The organism is Clostridium sp. CAG:221 (assembly GCA_000435835.1).
GTDB lineage: Bacteria > Bacillota > Clostridia > Clostridiales > Clostridiaceae > Clostridium.
Map to the genome: position 1 here is coordinate 11,789 of FR883429.1, position 16,583 is coordinate 28,371.

Sequence of the window (16,583 nt, forward strand, 5' to 3'; positions counted from 1 at the left end):
TCTCCTTTGTTTAAATTTCTTAATTTCTCTTCCCTAAACAACTATTTCTCATTTTAATGGAATATTTTATTCTTTCTTCTACAGACATCATAGATACTACGTCTCCACCCTCTCCCCCCCATGTTTGATTGGTAATATTAAATCCATATGTACATATATATTCATTTATATACCAACATTCTGTCATTAATGCTTCTTCATTGCTTAATCCAGACTCTAGTATATTTATAGCTATTTCTATAGAATTATTCCTACAATATTTTAATATATCATTGAAATATTTATTTCTTTTTTTTCTGTAAAGCATCTTTCGCCCTTTCCTTTACCTACATAGAATGGTTCATTATTATCCAACCTTATCCACTCATAAACATAATACTGATTCATTAATTTCCTCCAAAAAAAATAGATAATATTACCTTAGTAATATTATCTATTTTTTGAATAATTATTCTAATTATAAGTGTAAAACTCTGTCGCCAATTTCTGCTGTTCTTCCCTTGTTCCAGAAGTTTGTTCCTATATCGTTTCTACCGTTGGTTTCCCAATACTTTAACACTATTTAAGTCGGACTAGACTATACCTTTGCATCTGAATATACATTACCATTATAGTCGTTGAGCCTTCTCCCTATTTAACAACTTAGGAGCTTGGTTGCGGATTTTCCAATCATCATTCCTTTTTACCATACCTAAAGTAATTACCTTTAGCCATTATTTTATTTCTAAAATAATTTGGTAGAATAATGCTCTAAGGAGGTTCCCGCAATTTCGGTAATTTAACGTGAGCCTATTAAATTAACCCACAAGTTCTTCTCATAACTTGCATTTCATTTTCATCACTGTTTCCACATGATGGACAATGCCAAGTTAAATCTTCTTTATTTAATTGTATTTCACCTGTATATCCACATTTGTAGCATATATCCGGTTTTGTATTTATTTCAGCATATTGAATATTATGATAAATAAAGTTTATTATATCTTCAACTGCTTCTAAATTTTTGCTCATATCAGGTACTTCTATATATGAAATACATCCACCTAAAGATATATTATGGAATTGAGATTCAAACTTTAACTTGCTAAATGCATCAATTTCTTCACATACATGTACATGGTAAGAATTTGTATAATATAATCTATCAGTTACATTTTTTATTTCTCCAAATCTAGCTTTGTCTAATCTACAGAATCTATAGATTAAATTTTCTGCCGGAGTTCCATAAAGTCCGAAACCTAAACCTGTTTCTTTCTTCCATTGCATACATTTATCTTCCATATAGTTCATTACTTCTAGAGCAAACTTTTCTCCTTCTGGAGTAGTATGGCTTACCCCTAACATTGCATAAACCATTTCACATACTCCTACATATCCTAATGATAATGTTGAGTATCCATCTTTTAAGTATTTATCTATTTTTTCACCTTTTCCAAGCCTTGCTATGGCACCATGTTGCCAGTGGATTGGTGATACATCTGAAGAAGTTCCTAATAACATATTATGTCTTATCATTAAAGCATCCTTACAAAGCTCTAATCTCTGATCTAACATATCCCAGAATAACTCCATATCTTTATCTGCTATAATGGCAATTTGTGGTAAATTAAGGCTTACTACCATTTCTACCGAGGGTTTCCCCTTACTTTGACACTTTTATCTAGTCGGATTAGAATATTCCTTCTACCTATCTTATTGGATATTTATAGGTAGCTCCTATTATATTCGTTGAACGTCTCTCATAGTTTTTTAACCTTAGAGATTTCGCTGCTAATTGCCCATTATACTTATAGAATCTATTACTACTTTCTATAAATCTTATTATTTTTTTCTGCTCTCGCAACCATTTCATTTATTGTTTCCAATTCTGCTTTGGTATAATAAGCTTTAGGGGTTTCTAGCAATTTAAGAAGTTTTCAATTACTTCTTACGAAGCAACGGGGCATATTTGTCTACCCTGATTAAATCTACCATACCACTTATAGTTACCATTTTCATCTTTCCATGGTGATAAGTGTGATCTACACATTTAATCCAATATTTCTATTGGCTCGCACTATCTCTTCGCTCCAGCTTACCAGGCCTTCATCACGCCTTGCACTTCCATTGGTGCTAATCTCCAATGTACTCTACTCCCTTTCATATCTTTAATATGCGGTTTCGATAGTCTCTACACGTTTTCTGTAATAAATTCATCAAAATATAAAGCTCTCTTTCTCTCTAAACATTTAAATCTATCTAATTTTTTAGGATTTAAACATTCATTCTTATTCTTAAGCCATAATTCTAAAAAGCTTCTTCCAACATTATACTTAAGATGCATTCCTTTATAATATTCTGATTTATTTTTAAATCTTTCTACAACATTACCTTTCTCGTCAATAACAACAACTTCTCTATAATAATCTTTCCCTAACATAGACTTTATTTGATTCTCAATATGAGCTTTACTTTTCGGTACTCCCTTAAGTGATTCACTAGTTTTTTTACAAGCTTCAATACTTCTAGTTCTACCTTTTAATTTTTTGCTAATATGCATCTTTTGTTCTTCTGTAAGATGTTTTCCATACATCCCATTTCTCTCACCCTTTAATCCGCCATTTATCCTCATTGGATTTTTATCTCCAAGTTTACTTTTGCGTAGTTTTTCACTAATTAACTTCTTATTAGGATGAGTTGATAATGTATCTCCACCACATTTTCCAATGCAATCTTTAGTATTATACCCTTTATTAACCGAATCATAAAAACAAATCCAATAATATTCGCGTTTATCTAATTCATTTTGATTTGATACCTCTTCTAATAATTCAATATAGAAATTATCTTTTCCATATTTTCTAATAGCTCTATAAAATTTGGTATCATGCTCATCTTTCTGATATCCCATATGTCTATTAAATCTCTGAGTTAAAGATTCTATAGTTTGGCCTATATATATTTTGTTATTTACTTTACATGTAATTTTATAAACTTTAAAACTTCTTTTCATAATCCTCTATATATACCTTTCATAATATAAATAGTAAGACCATTTATTACAGAACTTCGCACGATATTGCCTTATCATTTCTGACTTAGGTTTCATCGTTAGCCAGTTATTTTTACTGACACCCCTTTTGCTTGGGTTCACAAGGTTTTACATGAGCTGTAGTCTTACACTTAATTACTATAACCCATTGGTGGGAATGTATTCCCTTCATAATTTTTTCTCATGATTTTTGCTGATTGATAATCAGGTACCAATCTTTTAGCTGTACATTTTGCTGCTAATTTAGTGATGTAATCATATTTTCCACCTTCTAAGCAGTTATGTTCATCTAATAAATAAACAAGTTTAGGGAATGCTTCTCCTATTTCTTGTCCTCTATAGTTTTTCATACCTTCTAATCTTTGCTTAATCATTTCTTCACAAATTAAAGCCATTTCCTCTTCATAAGGATGTCCTTCTTCTATTTCCAGGTAAATTGTGGAAAAAGGGGCCTGTCCATTAGTTGTCTGTAATGTACTTAATTGGTATCTTATAGTTTGTACACCATCTTTAAGCTCTTTCATCTTCATATCTAAAGCAAGCTTCTTAGCTAACTCTTCATCATTTAAAAGCTCCATATAATGATTATAAGCCTTATTTTCTGTTACTTTTAAATATTTAGCTAAATGCTTAACTGTTATACTTTGTCCACCATATTGGTTACTTGATACTTGTGCTATTATTTGTGTTGTTACAGTACAAGCTGTTCCAAATGACTTTGGTGATTCAACTAGCTTATCATTAATAACAGTACCATTTTCAAGCATATCTTCTAAGTTGATTAAACAACAGTTAAAGATTGGTGATAAGGTATATAGCGATAGGTAAGACTTTGATATTATCTTCATCTTTTCCCCCGCTCCACACCGTACGTGAGACTTTCGTACTCATACGGCGTTCCATCAATATTATCGAAAACAATTTATTCAAACCAATTTGATTATGGCATTATCATTATTGGTTCTAGGTTTAACATTTTTCTAAGTTTGTTTAAATATGCCTTATTAATTTTCCCTCCAAGATTCTTAATTAGTTTAATATATCTTTGTATAGTTTCCTTATTAGAACTATGAACTAGTTTATGTGCATATTCATTTAGCATATTCTATGAGTTGTTCTCCTTCTGAATTATTCCATTTTAGAGCTTTATACCAATACTTGACCAAATCATCTCTAACATATGGACTACGTTTCGGATTCCTTTGTGATAACTTTTGCTGTTTTATAGCCCATATAGGGTATATAACACCACCAAAGTTTGACATAAACGTAAAACCATTATATTCACTATAACGTTCATTTATTAGTTTACTAACCTTTTTAGCTTCATTCATGTTAACACATTTTAAAATACCATAATATCTTTTAAGTACATTCATTTTAGTATAATTTCTCATATATACTTCATTTAAATCCTTACTAGGATAAGTACTTAATTTACAGTAATTTTGCCATCCAAGAATCTTTGTGTTTAGTCTACCAATAATCTTTGATGAGTTATTAGCATCCTTGATTAGTAATTTAAGTGATTCCTTAAACTCTCTACTCATTTCACAAATTTTCTCTTTGCTAACTCTTACTTGTAATATATATTTGGTTTTTGAGCTTTTATTCTTAACGTTTGTTCTACGTTCTTTATGCTTTCTTTTGGTATCCACAATTTTTAATTCAAAACCTAAGAAATTACTTTTACTTTTCTTTAAGTTAACAATTTTTGATTTTTCTTCACTTATTTCTAAGTGTAGTCTTTTCTCAATAAATTGCTTAATTCCATTAAACCATTTTATAGCTTCTCTATAGTTCGGAGTAAAAATCTTAAAATCATCAGCATATCTAACTATATATCCAGTTTTAAGAGTCTTCCATTTCTTAAAATATTTAACGTTCCCTTTTACTTTACTCTTAGGATTGTAATTAGGATTTGGAATACCTAGTGGACGTAATTTTCCATTCTTTTTAGGAATAAAAACTCTTCTTACCCCTGTGATTTCATAATTATCTATTAGATTGCAAACCATCTTATGTAATTCTTCTGTAGAATAGCTTTGTATCAATTCTGTAAAAGTTACGCCATCTAATCCAGCAGTATCCACCCCTCTTTTTCTTAACTGATTTATACTAATTCCGATTTAAGTTTTGCCATATTTTGTTTTCTAATATTGACTTAGGGTCTTCGCTCCATTACTTATTATCATAACTTCAACGCTACTATACCCTTACTGCCACTCTCTTAAAAGAAATTTCGGTTAAACCACAACCTTATATTCTACCATCACTCCTAACAAGAGCTATACAAATGTAGAGAGCTTCAAACGTTCCACATTACCTAGCATATGATTGATTTAGGTGTCTCCTATTGCCCTGTAAGCTTGATATCCACCATAAGGATATATGGATTTTCGCCAAGACTATGAACTACTAATCCACACTTACTACCCATTACGTATTTGTAAAGAGTATGTATACCTTTCGATATACCCGACTTTAAGGACAGTACATTCGGAGATTCGTCAGTTATTTATGATTATTTGTTTAACATTCTCACCATGTCAATCGCCACCCGCACTATGCCTACCTAGTCACCTCTGACTTAGTTTTCCTCACCATTATGTGTTAGGGTAGGTTTCACTCGTCTTTACCCAGCTTTATACATATCTATTTGTTAGCTAAATATGCATATGGGAGGTCTCAGTGTAACCCCTTCGAACTTTATTGGTGTTCTCATTTGAGTTATCAGCAATGTAGTTAGAGTAATAAATTACTCCCTCAAATCCCCTCAAATTATTATGCTACTTGAGTTTCTTGAGAACATTTCACACAATCCATATCGTGCCAATGAATAGTTCCTTCATCATGAGCTTGCACCATATGTGCTGGTATTAACCTTCTTCTTGAAATATCCTTAGACACTTCTCCTGCTATTAAATCTCTTTGTGTAGCAGCTATAGAGGCATTCTTATTAGAGTTTTCCTTCATAACATCATCATTAGTCTTATTTATTAAGCTTAAAATACTATCATCTGTTGTATTAGTGTTTCTCTTAAACTCTTGCACTGCTCTATATCCTTCATAAGCTTTAGCTGTTACTGATTGCCCATAATGAACTAATCTATCATACACATAGCTTTCTATCTTATATATAGTTGGGGTTTCATCTTCCTTACTAAAATATTTCTCTGCATCATTAGCTATTAGCCTTGCAATATCTGGTAAGTATATACCACTACCATTTTTCATAGATTTGCATACAGCTTCTCTTATTTTCATCTTATCAAAATTAACTGTACTACCATCACGCTTAATTACTTGCATTCAAATCTTCCCCCTATTTAATTTTAATATTTTAATATATTGTGATGATTTATTATAACTCAAAAAACTTTTTTTATCTTTTTTTACATCGTTTTTATTGGCTATTTTTCTAACAAAAACTTCAAATTTCTATAAAAATCTTTAATTTTAAATAATATTATCAATTTGACAGTTCCAATTTTCTTTCTATGAAACACTACATATATGTTTACATAAAGCATCAATATACTATATATAGTTTATTGTCTAAATTTATTCTATTTTCAGATTTTTATGTATATAAAAAAGGCCCTGCTACAACTCACTGTAGCAAGGCTTTTTTTAAATTATTCAATCTTAATCTTATTATCTTCATTTATTGATTTCTCCTGTTTTGGTAAGGTAACTTCCAAAACACCATTTTCAAATTTTGCACTTATAGCAGATTTATCAATATTGCCTACATAAAAGCTTCTTGAAACTTCTCCATAATGTCTTTCTTTCCTTATATAATTTTCCTTCTTATCTTCCTTAGTTTCATTCTTATGAGCGTGTATAGTCAAGTAATTTTGATTGTATTCCAAGTTTATATCTTCCTTCCTCATTCCTGGAAGATCAGCTTCTAATATATAGGCTTCTTTAGTTTCTCTGATATCTGCTTTAATTGCAGTATTCATATTAAGATTATCATTAAAGAAATCTCCAAATAAATCATTAAACATTGTATTACTATTATTAAGATCCTTATTCATTTTAAAAGGTACTAAACCAAACATATAAAAGCCTCCTTTATGCTTTCACACATATAAACAATTTTAAATTACTATTTTTTAATTGAAATCTTTAAACATTATTGAATAGGTATTCCGTTATAACTTGGTCTTCCAATAGTCCTCTTAGGTAAGATAATATCTAAAACGCCATTTTGGAATCTAGCTTGTATTTGAGTTTTATCAACATTATCAAAATAAAAGCTTCTTGCTATTTGTCCATAATGTCTTTCTTGCCTCAAATAATTATCTTGCCTATCCTCAAATGTCTCATTCTTCATTGCTGAAATTGTTAAATAATTATTATCATAATCTAAACGTAAATCCTCCTTATTTACTCCTGGAAGCTCTGCCTCCACTAAATAAGCCTCATTTGTTTCTCTCACATCAGCTTTTATATCATTGCTACCATTAAAAGCTGCTGTAAAATCATCATTAAAGAAATTATCAAAAAGATCAGTTAATGATGATATTGTAGTATTATTTCCTCTTGTCATTCTAAAAGGTATTAAACCAAACATACAAAAACCTCCTTTTTTTCTTTACCTTAATATCCCTTAGCTCTTGTTCCTCATATCCCTCATCTCTTTTTACAAGTAAATTATAAATCCAAAGTCAAAGAAAGTCAAAGTGTAATTTTTGATGATTTAAAGAGATATTTAAAGCTTTTTCAAGCTTCCATTATCCATTTATTTTTTTCAAAACAAAACTAAACTTCATCGCCCATTTTGTCAATTTTTAATCATTTTTAAATAGTTTATTAATTATTGCATAATTTGTATAATAATAATGATATAGATATAAAAATTTAAGGGGAATGAGAATATTATGAAAGTTTTACTTATTAACGGAAGTCCTAAAGAAAAAGGATGCACTTATACTGCATTATGTGAAGTGGCTAAGACTCTTAATGAAGAAAATATAGAGACAGAAATTTTTCATATTGGCAATAAACCTATACAAGGATGTATTGGATGTGGTAATTGTGCTAAAACACAATCTGGACGCTGCGTATTTAATGATGATACCGTAAATGTTGCCTTAAAAAAAGCACAAGAAGCTGATGGTTTTATCTTTGGCTCTCCTGTACATTACGCCGCTGCTTCTGGTGCTATAACAAGTTTTTTAGATCGAGCTTTTTATGCTGGTAAAAAATACTTTGAATATAAACCTGGTGCTGCCATAGTTAGCTGTCGTAGAGCTGGTTCAACAGCAACTCTTGAACAATTAAATAAATACTTTACTATTTCCAATATGCCACTTGTTTCTTCTCTATATTGGTGTATGGTTCATGGTAATACTCCTGAAGAAGTAGTACAAGATCTTGAAGGTATGCAAATAATGCGAACTCTAGGAAAGAATATGGCTTGGCTTTTAAAATGTATTAAAGTTGGAGAAGCTAATAACATCAATATTCCTAAAAAAGAAGCAAAAGTTAAAACAAACTTTATTAGATAATAAAAAAGATAGCTTTTGCTATCTTTTTTATGTATTAAAAATATGCTGATTTAATTAATAATTTTGTATATTCATCCATAGGATTATTAATGACTTCTTTTGCATCTCCCACTTCTACTACTTTTCCATTTTTCATTACTGCTACTCTGTCACAAAAGCTACTTACTAGTGCTAAGTCATGGGTAATAAATAAATATGAAATATTCATTTTTTCCTGCATTTCTTTTAATAATTCAACTATTTGAGCTTGAACTGACACATCTAACGCACTGGTGGCCTCATCACAAACTAAAATCTTAGGCTGAGCTGATAATGCTCTTGCAATAGCTGCCCTCTGACATTGCCCTCCACTTAATTCATGAGGATATCTATACTTATACTCTTTTGATAAGCCTACCATCCGTAGAAGATTATCTACCTTATGCTTTTTATCAGCTTCTGTTGTGGAACACAAATTACAAACATACTCCATAATGGATTCTTCAATTGTAAACCTTGGATTAAAAGATCCAATGGCATCTTGAAATACCATTTGAATATCCTTATAAATTTCTTTCAATTTATTGCTTTTTATATTAGTAATATCTTTATTATTCAATAATACTGTTCCACTATCTGCTTTCTCTAAATTCATAATGATATTAGCTAAAGTACTTTTGCCACTGCCACTTTCTCCAACTATCCCCAAACATTCGCCTTGTTTTATATATAGATTTATATCATCACAGGCAACATGTAAATGATTTTTCTTTTTATATATCTTCCTTAAATTATTACATTGTAAAATTATTTTATCCATATTTTTTCTCCACATCTTCTACATAATCACAAGCTATGTATCTTCCATCATGCATCTTCTTCAAATATTGCTGATTTTTTATACATACTTCATTACATTTTTCACACCTTGGTGCAAAACTACAACCAGTTATATTTTCTGTAAATAATGGTGGATTTCCCTTTATACCTTTTGGCATAGTTCCATCCATCTTAGGAACTGCATCTATTAAAGCTTTAGTGTAAGGATGTTTAGGATTTCTGAGTATATCTTCTTTATCTCCATACTCCACCATATTTCCACTATACATAACTGCTACTTTATCTACCATTTGTGATATAACACTCATACTATGAGTAACTATTATTATGCTTGTCTGAAAATTATCTCTAAGTGACATCATTTCCTTTACTACCTGTGCCTGTACCGTAACATCTAATGCACTGGTGGGCTCATCAGCTATTAATATTTCTGGCTCTAAAATCATGGCCAAAGCTATGGTAACTCTTTGCTTCATACCTCCACTTAGTTCAAAAGGATAGCTGTTTAATATACATTTGCTATCCTTTAAATTAACCTTCTCAAGCATATTTGCAGCTTTTTCTAAAGCTTCATTTTTATTTATATTCATATGACTTTGCATAGTTTGTACAAATTGTTTACCTATTTTTCTAATAGGATTTAATGTTGCTCCTGGATTTTGAAAAATTACTGCCAAATTATTTCCTCTTAATTTTCTTATCTGCTTACTATCTAATGATAAAAGATTCCTTTCATTAAATAATATTTCACCACTAATTATTTCCTCTGATTTATTCATCATTTGAATCAAAGCTCTAATGAGCGTACTTTTTCCACAACCACTTTCTCCAACTATGCCTAATATCTCACCTTTTTTTATATTAAAAGATATATTCTTTAATATTTTTACGCTATTATTATTAACAGATAAATCTTTAACTTTTAATATCTCTTTCATCGCTTCACCTACTGAATATATGTATCTTTATTAAATTGATAATAATCTGTAGGATGTGCCTTAAATCCCACTACATTATTTTTCATCAAGAAACTAACCTTAAGATGTGCTATAAAATTATAACCATCATCATCTAAAACCTTTTGAACTATTTCTTCTGCTAAATTATTTCTTTCTTCTATATCAAATTCTAACTGCATTTTATCTAAAAGCATATCTACTTCCATATTACTATAATTACCATAATTTAATTCTCCATTACTTCTCATGGCATTATTTAAATAAGATAAAGGCTCTCCAGTAGATGATATTACATTGGAATATAAACATAAATCAAAGCTTCCCTTAGATAATATATCTGAAATATTTTCAGATATTTCAATGGATACTTCTATACCAACCTCTTTTAAATCTGCTTGAAGTGCCTGGGCTATTGTTGGCAACTCAGCTCTTGCTGAATATGTAATTAATTTTAAAGTTAAATTTTCTCCATCCTTATCTAAAATTCCATCACCATTGGTATCGCTATACCCTTCTTTTGTAAATATTCTTATTGCTTCTTCTTTATTATAACTTGAATTATCAGCTACATTAGCACCATATGTAGTGTTCTTTGGAAATGGTCCTACTGCTGCTGTTGCATTACCATTTAAAAGTACCTTTGCATACTCTTCTTTATTTATAAGCATATTAATTGCTTTTCTCACATTTTTATTATTTAAATTGCTGTTATTTTCATTAAAATACATTAATATTGCTCTTGAGGTATCTATACTACTTAACTTATAATCGTCATTTTCCTTTAACAAAGCCATAAGTGATGTAGATATTCCCTGAGCAATATCAATTTCTCCAGATTGTAGTGCCATGGCTAATGTGTCACTATCACTAATAGGAATAATCTTTAAACTGCTTAGCTTTACATCACCATCCCAATAATTATTATTTCTAGTTAAATAACTTGAGCTGATAGTAGTAAACTTTTCTACTATGAAAGGACCTGTACCTACTGGATTACTATCAGGAGTTTCTGTACCATTCACATCAATAATTGCTGCAAAAGGATCACACAAATCATTTATTAAAGTAGGATTTTCCTCTTCCATATTAAAAATTAAATATTTTCCATCTACTTCAATATTTTTTATTTTTAAAGTAGATTTAGCTCTACTATTTAATTCAATTACTCTGTCTAATGACTCTTTCACTTTTTTTGCTGTCATCTCTACTCCATTTTGAAAATATATATTTTCTTTAATCTCTATACGCCATGTTGTAGTATTTAATGCTTCATATCCTTGTGCTAGCCATGGAATTGGTTCCATAGCATCATCTAATTTAAAAAGCGTTTCTGCCACTCCATATCTTACAGTAAACCATCCGCTATATCCTTGTGCTGGATCTAAACTCTTAGTACTGATGGTTGTACCAAATACTAATTGATCCTTACTTTCCCAAACACTATCATCATTACTTTTGCTGCATCCTGTTAATATAGCAAAACATATTAAAATTAATAAAGCTATTATATTTATTTTTCTTTTCTTCACCCTCTAACTCCTTTTTAATATTCTTTTTGCTTAGGATCTAGCATATCATGTACTACATCACCTAGAAGATTAAATAATATGACAATAATAAAAATTGCTATACCTGGTGCTATGGTTATCCATGGTGCAAATTGAATCATACTTTTTCCTTCATTCATCATTGCTCCCCATTCCGGTATAGGTAGTGGTGAACTTAATCCTAGGAAAGAAAGCGCTGCCATTTCCATGATAGTAGTTCCAATATCTAAAGATGCTGTAACTATAAGAGTACTTAAAACTCTTGGCATAATATGATTAAAAATAATATACATAGAACTATTACCACTTAACCTAGCAGCTTTTATAAATGTTTCTTCCTTTATCTCCAATACTTCACCTCTAGCTAACCTAGCATACTTAGTCCAACCGATAACCCCTATGGCTATCATAGCATTAATCATACCACCACCTAAAACTCCTGCAACAGCAATGGCCAACACCAAACTAGGAAATGCTAAAAATACATCAACAATTCTCATTACTATATTGTCAAATAATCCACCTATATATCCACTAATAATTCCTATAAAGCTTCCAAATACAAACATTAGTGAAACTAAAATAAGTGATGAAAAAATAGTTCTAGATGCACCATATATCATTCTAGAAAATACACATCTACCTAAAGCATCAGTGCCTAAAAAGAATTCTCTACTTGGTGCCTTTAATGTATTTTGTAAATCTATTTTATACGGATCATTAGGTGCTATATATGGTGCTAACAAGCTTATACCCAAGATTATTACTATCAATATTAAAATCATTAAAAATTTATTCTTTCTTCTATCTTTTGTACTCATATTTATCCCCTCACTATGCTTCAATTCTTGGGTCAATAAACTTATATAGCAAATCTGTTATTAAATTTATCAGCACAAAAATTATTGCCATCCAAAGAACATATCCTTGAATAACAGGATAATCTCTATTGAATATAGCATTTAATGCTAAGCTTCCAATTCCAGGCCAAACAAATATAGCCTCAATTACAGCACTTCCTCCCATTAATGACCCTATAGATAATCCTACTAACGTTATTATTGTTATCATTATATTTTTAAGTACATTAAAATAGAGTATTCCTGCTTCACTTATTCCTCTAGACCTAGCTCCCCTTACATAATCCTTTTCTAATTCCTCAATAACAACTACTCTTATTTGACGTATATACTTACTTATCATAGGTATTGCTAAAGTTATAGAAGGTAAAATTATACTCTTAATACCACTTTCACTTAATATAGGAAACCATCTTAATTTTAAAGAAAAGACTAATAATAATATCAATGCTAAAAAGAATCCTGGAATAGAATTGCCTATAAAGCTGATTGTCCTTATTATATAATCTATAAATTTATCTTTATTAATTGCTGCTATTATTCCAATGGGAATCGAAACAAGTATAGTTATAGCCATGGCTGTGGCTGTAAGTGTTATGGTATATGGTAAATGCTTAAATAACTCTTCCTTTACCGATACCCCTGTAGAATAGGAAATGCCAAAATCTCCTTTTAAGCAATTTTTCATCCAATTTAGATATTGTACTAAAAAAGGTTTGTCTAATCCCATCTCTACCCTAGTGCTTTCTAAAACTTCTGATGTTACAACAGCTCCCTGAGAAGTCAATATTGCTTCTGCCGGATCTCCTGGTGCTAAATTCATAAGCCCAAATGATACAAATGATATTATTATCAAAATGGGTATTACTCCTACAACTCTCTTAAAGATATATTTTAATAATTTCATAAATTAATCTCCATTTCATAATGCAAATGATTTGCATTTACCTTTATAAATTTTATATCTTATCTCCTATGGTGTCAATATTATTATTAATTATTAAAAAAAATCATACATGCATAACATGTATGATTTCTTTTACTCAAGCTTACCATAAGCCACTAAAGGGCTATCCTTTGCAACTGCTAACGCTACTGTATGATACATTACAACACCATTAAATTCTGCGTAATATCTATCTACTAAATTGCCAAAAAAGTCTGTAACTTCTCCTAATACCTGTCCTTTAGAAATTAATTCTCCAGCCTCCACAAAGCTAGTCCAACATCCTTCATTTAAAGCTTCTAGATAATTTGCTTCTGTAATATCTATAGGAATTTCCTCTTTAATGGTTTCTTCTGTTACCAATATCTCCATTTTATTTAAAACACTATATAAATCTTTCTTATATGCTTTAACATCTTCTGTAAGACATAACCCCATTCCTCCACGCTCTAAAAGCATACTTGGAGTTCCACTAATAGAACCATAGCTATGAACTCCTGTGGTAGAGTTAGACTTAACCATATATTTAACGTCTAGCACAGCAGCCACCTCTTTAATTTTATTAATAATTTTCAATTCTGCCTTTCCTGCATAATATAAATGTGGAGTTAATGCTTCATTTAAATCTCCTCCATGAATATCTAAATGGAAATCTGCTTTACTTTGCATTTCATTAACTATAATATAAGCTATTTTTTCTGATATTGTTCCATCTTTTTTTCCTGGGAATATACTATTTAAATTCTTATTATCTTCCGGAACAACTGCTGGAGTTCTTTTAAAAAATGCCTCAACATTTACTGGATGTACAATTATTATATTTCCACAAACATCTGCTGGATTTATTTCTTTGGCTATTTCTATGGCCGCCTTTATACATGGATATTCTCCTCCATGAACTCCAGCTGTAATAAGAAGGCTCTTACCTTCCTTTGCTCCATTAATAAGAGTTACTGGTATTTTTCTATCCGTATCTAAAATATTTATAAATCCTTGTACTTTAGTAGCTATTTCTGCCTTTAACCCATTTATTTCTAAAATATTTTTCATATTTACCTCATATATATTATTTATAATTATATTTTAATTGATAATAATTATCATTATAAACACTAAATGTTTTTATGTCAATAAATACAAAGTTTTAGAATTAAATTAAGTTGTTAGCAAATTCTTAACAGTTTCAACTCCACTTTTAGTTTGTGAAAGCATTGCTTGAACAGCTTGTTCTAATATTGAATTTTTAGAATATTCTAATATACTTTTAGCCATATCAGCATCTGTTATTTTACTTTCAGAACTTTGTAAGTTTTCACCAGTATTACTTGCATTATTTAAAGAGTAATTTAATCTGTTTTGATATGAACCTACCATAACTCTTTCACCACTAACAATTGTAATTGCTTCATCAATTTTAGAAATTGATTTACTAGCTTCTTTAAAATTTCCCATTGACAATTTTGTAATATTTAACTTATCACATGATGTATTAGGTAAAGGAATTTTTATATTCTGACCTGAATTTGCTCCTAATTGAATATTTAAAGCATTGCTTTTACTTTCAGTTACAGTAACTTTAGTTTCTACTACCCCAGCACCTACAATACCTAAATCCTTTGATACGTCTGGAAGTGCAGATATTCTTGGATCAACTATTTGTATTTTTTTAGGGTCATTCTGATCAATTACTATCTTGGTAAAATGAGTCATATACGGAGTTGCTTGCCTTTCTATTTCTCTTACCAAAGTTACTGCATTTGTTGCTTTTGATATATCTATTTCTATAATTGGATTAGGACTTCCTGTAGATTTAGGATTACCATCAACAAATTTTATACTATATTTTTCTGTACAAGTACAACATGTAGAATAAAATCCGTTTCCTACCAAATCCTTTATATTAGCAGCAGTTGCCTTTGAAAAATCAATTGTTGCTATAGAATTTATTCTATCTACCACAGTTCCATCATTTTTTATAAATGTACCTACTTTTGTCGGTGTTAATCTATCTGGAATAGGTTGAGTCCATGCTGGCATATTCCCAACTACAGTTTCTACTTGTACACTACCTTTAAATTCGTCTTCACCTTTTAAAACCTTAATTCCATTAAACTCAGTGGTATCATTTATATTATCTACTTCGCTAAGTAAATTATCTACTTCCAATTGAATATTAAATCTATCTTCTTCTGTATTTGTATCATTTCCTGCTTGTACTCCAAGTTCTCTCACCCTTTGCAATATAGAATTAATTTCATTCATTCCACCTTCTGCAACTTGCAATAATGATACTCCATCTTCTATATTTCTTTCTGCTTGAGACAATCCTCTGATTTGTGCTTTCATTTTATCTGAAATAGCTAGTCCAGCTGCATCATCTGCCGCAGAATTTATTCTTAATCCAGAACTTAATTTTCTCATTGCCTTTGTTGATTTAACTCTATTTTCTTTAAATATTCTTAATGAATTATTTGTACTTTTTGTATAACTTCTAATCATAATTTCACCTATTTATGTCTGTATATTACTTTAATAATAAAAAGTGCCTAAGCAATGAAACACTTAAGCACTTTTTTTATTATCTATTTTTCTTAAATAAGTATGCACCTATTAAAGCTATAACAGATCCAATAGAAACTATTATTCCACTACCAACTGCTGCTCCTGTAGTAGGTATCTTAGAACTATTTGTTGTAGAGTTATTATTTTCACTAATAACATTTTCATTCTTAGAATCACCACTATTTACATTACCAGTATTTTGTCCTGTGTTTGTCCCATTGCTAGAACTATTTATATTGTTTCCTGGATTGCTTCCTCCATTATCTGGTTTATTTACACTATCTCCTGGATTGTTTCCTCCATTATCTGGTTTATTTACACCATCTCCTGGATTGCTTCC

General features: G+C 30.1%; 16 protein-coding genes and 3 pseudogenes. 1 reads left to right on the forward strand and 18 read right to left on the reverse strand.

Annotation, left to right across the window (positions count from 1 at the left end; all coding sequences use genetic code 11):
* Positions 1-19: 19 nt before the first annotated feature.
* From Q5O44_RS14440 to Q5O44_RS14485, 10 genes and pseudogenes are all read right to left on the reverse strand, one after another.
* Complete coding sequence (locus tag Q5O44_RS14440) at positions 20-307, reverse strand: hypothetical protein (protein WP_022169159.1); 288 nt, start codon at positions 305-307, stop codon at positions 20-22.
* Positions 262-387: a hypothetical protein gene (locus Q5O44_RS14445; RefSeq protein WP_022169160.1), complete on the reverse strand. Its 126-nt coding sequence runs from the start codon at positions 385-387 to the stop codon at positions 262-264. Before Q5O44_RS14445 ends, Q5O44_RS14440 begins: the two co-directional genes overlap by 46 nt.
* 405 nt (positions 388-792) lie before the next feature.
* Positions 793-1,620 (reverse strand): annotated as a pseudogene (gene nrdD, locus Q5O44_RS14450) (anaerobic ribonucleoside-triphosphate reductase); the annotation flags it as partial.
* Positions 1,621-2,170: 550 nt separating this feature from the next.
* On the reverse strand, positions 2,171-2,992 hold the full coding sequence (locus tag Q5O44_RS14455; protein WP_022169162.1) for a GIY-YIG nuclease family protein: 822 nt from the start codon (positions 2,990-2,992) through the stop codon (positions 2,171-2,173).
* Between the two features lie 182 nt (positions 2,993-3,174).
* A pseudogene (gene nrdD / locus Q5O44_RS14460) lies at positions 3,175-3,846 on the reverse strand (anaerobic ribonucleoside-triphosphate reductase); the annotation flags it as partial.
* Positions 3,847-3,971: 125 nt separating this feature from the next.
* On the reverse strand, positions 3,972-4,133 hold the full coding sequence (locus Q5O44_RS14465; RefSeq protein WP_022169164.1) for a hypothetical protein: 162 nt from the start codon (positions 4,131-4,133) through the stop codon (positions 3,972-3,974).
* On the reverse strand, positions 4,123-5,124 hold the full coding sequence (locus Q5O44_RS14470) for a group II intron reverse transcriptase/maturase (RefSeq protein ID WP_022169165.1): 1,002 nt from the start codon (positions 5,122-5,124) through the stop codon (positions 4,123-4,125). The genes Q5O44_RS14465 and Q5O44_RS14470 overlap by 11 nt, the downstream gene beginning before the upstream one ends.
* Positions 5,125-5,815: 691 nt before the next feature.
* A complete protein-coding gene (gene nrdD, locus Q5O44_RS14475) occupies positions 5,816-6,343 on the reverse strand; it encodes an anaerobic ribonucleoside-triphosphate reductase (RefSeq protein WP_022169166.1) in 528 nt (175 codons plus the stop codon).
* 326 nt (positions 6,344-6,669) lie between these two features.
* Entirely contained in the window at positions 6,670-7,098 is a 429-nt protein-coding gene (locus tag Q5O44_RS14480; RefSeq protein ID WP_022169167.1) for an Hsp20/alpha crystallin family protein, read from the reverse strand.
* A 74-nt stretch (positions 7,099-7,172) separates the two neighbouring features.
* Positions 7,173-7,613 (reverse strand): Hsp20/alpha crystallin family protein, encoded by a 441-nt coding sequence (locus tag Q5O44_RS14485; protein WP_022169168.1) that lies wholly within the window; start codon positions 7,611-7,613, stop codon positions 7,173-7,175.
* Positions 7,614-7,920: 307 nt separating this feature from the next.
* On the opposite strand from Q5O44_RS14485, the gene Q5O44_RS14490 reads away from it, so the two are divergent.
* Positions 7,921-8,550: a flavodoxin family protein gene (locus tag Q5O44_RS14490; RefSeq protein ID WP_022169169.1), complete on the forward strand. Its 630-nt coding sequence runs from the start codon at positions 7,921-7,923 to the stop codon at positions 8,548-8,550.
* A 34-nt stretch (positions 8,551-8,584) separates the two neighbouring features.
* Here the strand turns inward: Q5O44_RS14490 and Q5O44_RS14495 are convergent, their stop codons facing one another.
* The 8 genes and pseudogenes from Q5O44_RS14495 to Q5O44_RS14530 form a co-directional block, all read right to left on the reverse strand.
* Positions 8,585-9,349 carry an ABC transporter ATP-binding protein gene (locus tag Q5O44_RS14495; RefSeq protein ID WP_022169170.1) on the reverse strand — a complete coding sequence of 255 codons (765 nt, stop codon included), beginning with the start codon at positions 9,347-9,349 and terminating at the stop codon, positions 8,585-8,587.
* Positions 9,342-10,307: an ABC transporter ATP-binding protein gene (locus Q5O44_RS14500; RefSeq protein WP_022169171.1), complete on the reverse strand. Its 966-nt coding sequence runs from the start codon at positions 10,305-10,307 to the stop codon at positions 9,342-9,344. The genes Q5O44_RS14495 and Q5O44_RS14500 overlap by 8 nt, the downstream gene beginning before the upstream one ends.
* Positions 10,308-10,315: 8 nt before the next feature.
* Positions 10,316-11,857, reverse strand: a complete 1,542-nt coding sequence (locus Q5O44_RS14505) for an ABC transporter substrate-binding protein (protein ID WP_022169172.1) — start codon at positions 11,855-11,857, stop codon at positions 10,316-10,318.
* A 14-nt stretch (positions 11,858-11,871) separates the two neighbouring features.
* On the reverse strand, positions 11,872-12,696 hold the full coding sequence (gene nikC, locus Q5O44_RS14510; protein WP_022169173.1) for a nickel transporter permease: 825 nt from the start codon (positions 12,694-12,696) through the stop codon (positions 11,872-11,874).
* A gap of 13 nt (positions 12,697-12,709) precedes the next feature.
* Positions 12,710-13,642, reverse strand: coding sequence for a nickel ABC transporter permease (gene nikB / locus Q5O44_RS14515; RefSeq protein WP_022169174.1), 933 nt, complete (start codon positions 13,640-13,642; stop codon positions 12,710-12,712).
* A gap of 132 nt (positions 13,643-13,774) precedes the next feature.
* Entirely contained in the window at positions 13,775-14,731 is a 957-nt protein-coding gene (locus Q5O44_RS14520; RefSeq protein ID WP_022169175.1) for a M14 family metallopeptidase, read from the reverse strand.
* Positions 14,732-14,836: 105 nt separating this feature from the next.
* A complete protein-coding gene (locus tag Q5O44_RS14525) occupies positions 14,837-16,180 on the reverse strand; it encodes a flagellin (protein WP_022169176.1) in 1,344 nt (447 codons plus the stop codon).
* A 79-nt stretch (positions 16,181-16,259) separates the two neighbouring features.
* Positions 16,260-16,583, reverse strand: a pseudogene (locus Q5O44_RS14530) (hypothetical protein); the annotation flags it as partial.

Excerpts from the sequence above, each read along its gene's own strand:
- Q5O44_RS14495 (WP_022169170.1), bottom strand. The coding sequence starts at position 9,349 with ATGGATAAAATAATTTTACAATGTAATAATTTAAGGAAGATATATAAA.
- Q5O44_RS14490 (WP_022169169.1), top strand. The coding sequence starts at position 7,921 with ATGAAAGTTTTACTTATTAACGGAAGTCCTAAAGAAAAAGGATGCACT.
- Q5O44_RS14455 (WP_022169162.1), bottom strand. The coding sequence starts at position 2,992 with ATGAAAAGAAGTTTTAAAGTTTATAAAATTACATGTAAAGTAAATAAC.
- Q5O44_RS14520 (WP_022169175.1), bottom strand. The coding sequence starts at position 14,731 with ATGAAAAATATTTTAGAAATAAATGGGTTAAAGGCAGAAATAGCTACT.
- Q5O44_RS14445 (WP_022169160.1), bottom strand. The coding sequence starts at position 387 with ATGAATCAGTATTATGTTTATGAGTGGATAAGGTTGGATAATAATGAA.
- Q5O44_RS14440 (WP_022169159.1), bottom strand. The coding sequence starts at position 307 with ATGCTTTACAGAAAAAAAAGAAATAAATATTTCAATGATATATTAAAA.
- nrdD (WP_022169166.1), bottom strand. The coding sequence starts at position 6,343 with ATGCAAGTAATTAAGCGTGATGGTAGTACAGTTAATTTTGATAAGATG.
- Q5O44_RS14480 (WP_022169167.1), bottom strand. The coding sequence starts at position 7,098 with ATGTTTGGTTTAGTACCTTTTAAAATGAATAAGGATCTTAATAATAGT.
- nikB (WP_022169174.1), bottom strand. The coding sequence starts at position 13,642 with ATGAAATTATTAAAATATATCTTTAAGAGAGTTGTAGGAGTAATACCC.
- nikC (WP_022169173.1), bottom strand. The coding sequence starts at position 12,696 with ATGAGTACAAAAGATAGAAGAAAGAATAAATTTTTAATGATTTTAATA.
- Q5O44_RS14500 (WP_022169171.1), bottom strand. The coding sequence starts at position 10,307 with ATGAAAGAGATATTAAAAGTTAAAGATTTATCTGTTAATAATAATAGC.
- Q5O44_RS14525 (WP_022169176.1), bottom strand. The coding sequence starts at position 16,180 with ATGATTAGAAGTTATACAAAAAGTACAAATAATTCATTAAGAATATTT.
- Q5O44_RS14485 (WP_022169168.1), bottom strand. The coding sequence starts at position 7,613 with ATGTTTGGTTTAATACCTTTTAGAATGACAAGAGGAAATAATACTACA.
- Q5O44_RS14465 (WP_022169164.1), bottom strand. The coding sequence starts at position 4,133 with ATGCTAAATGAATATGCACATAAACTAGTTCATAGTTCTAATAAGGAA.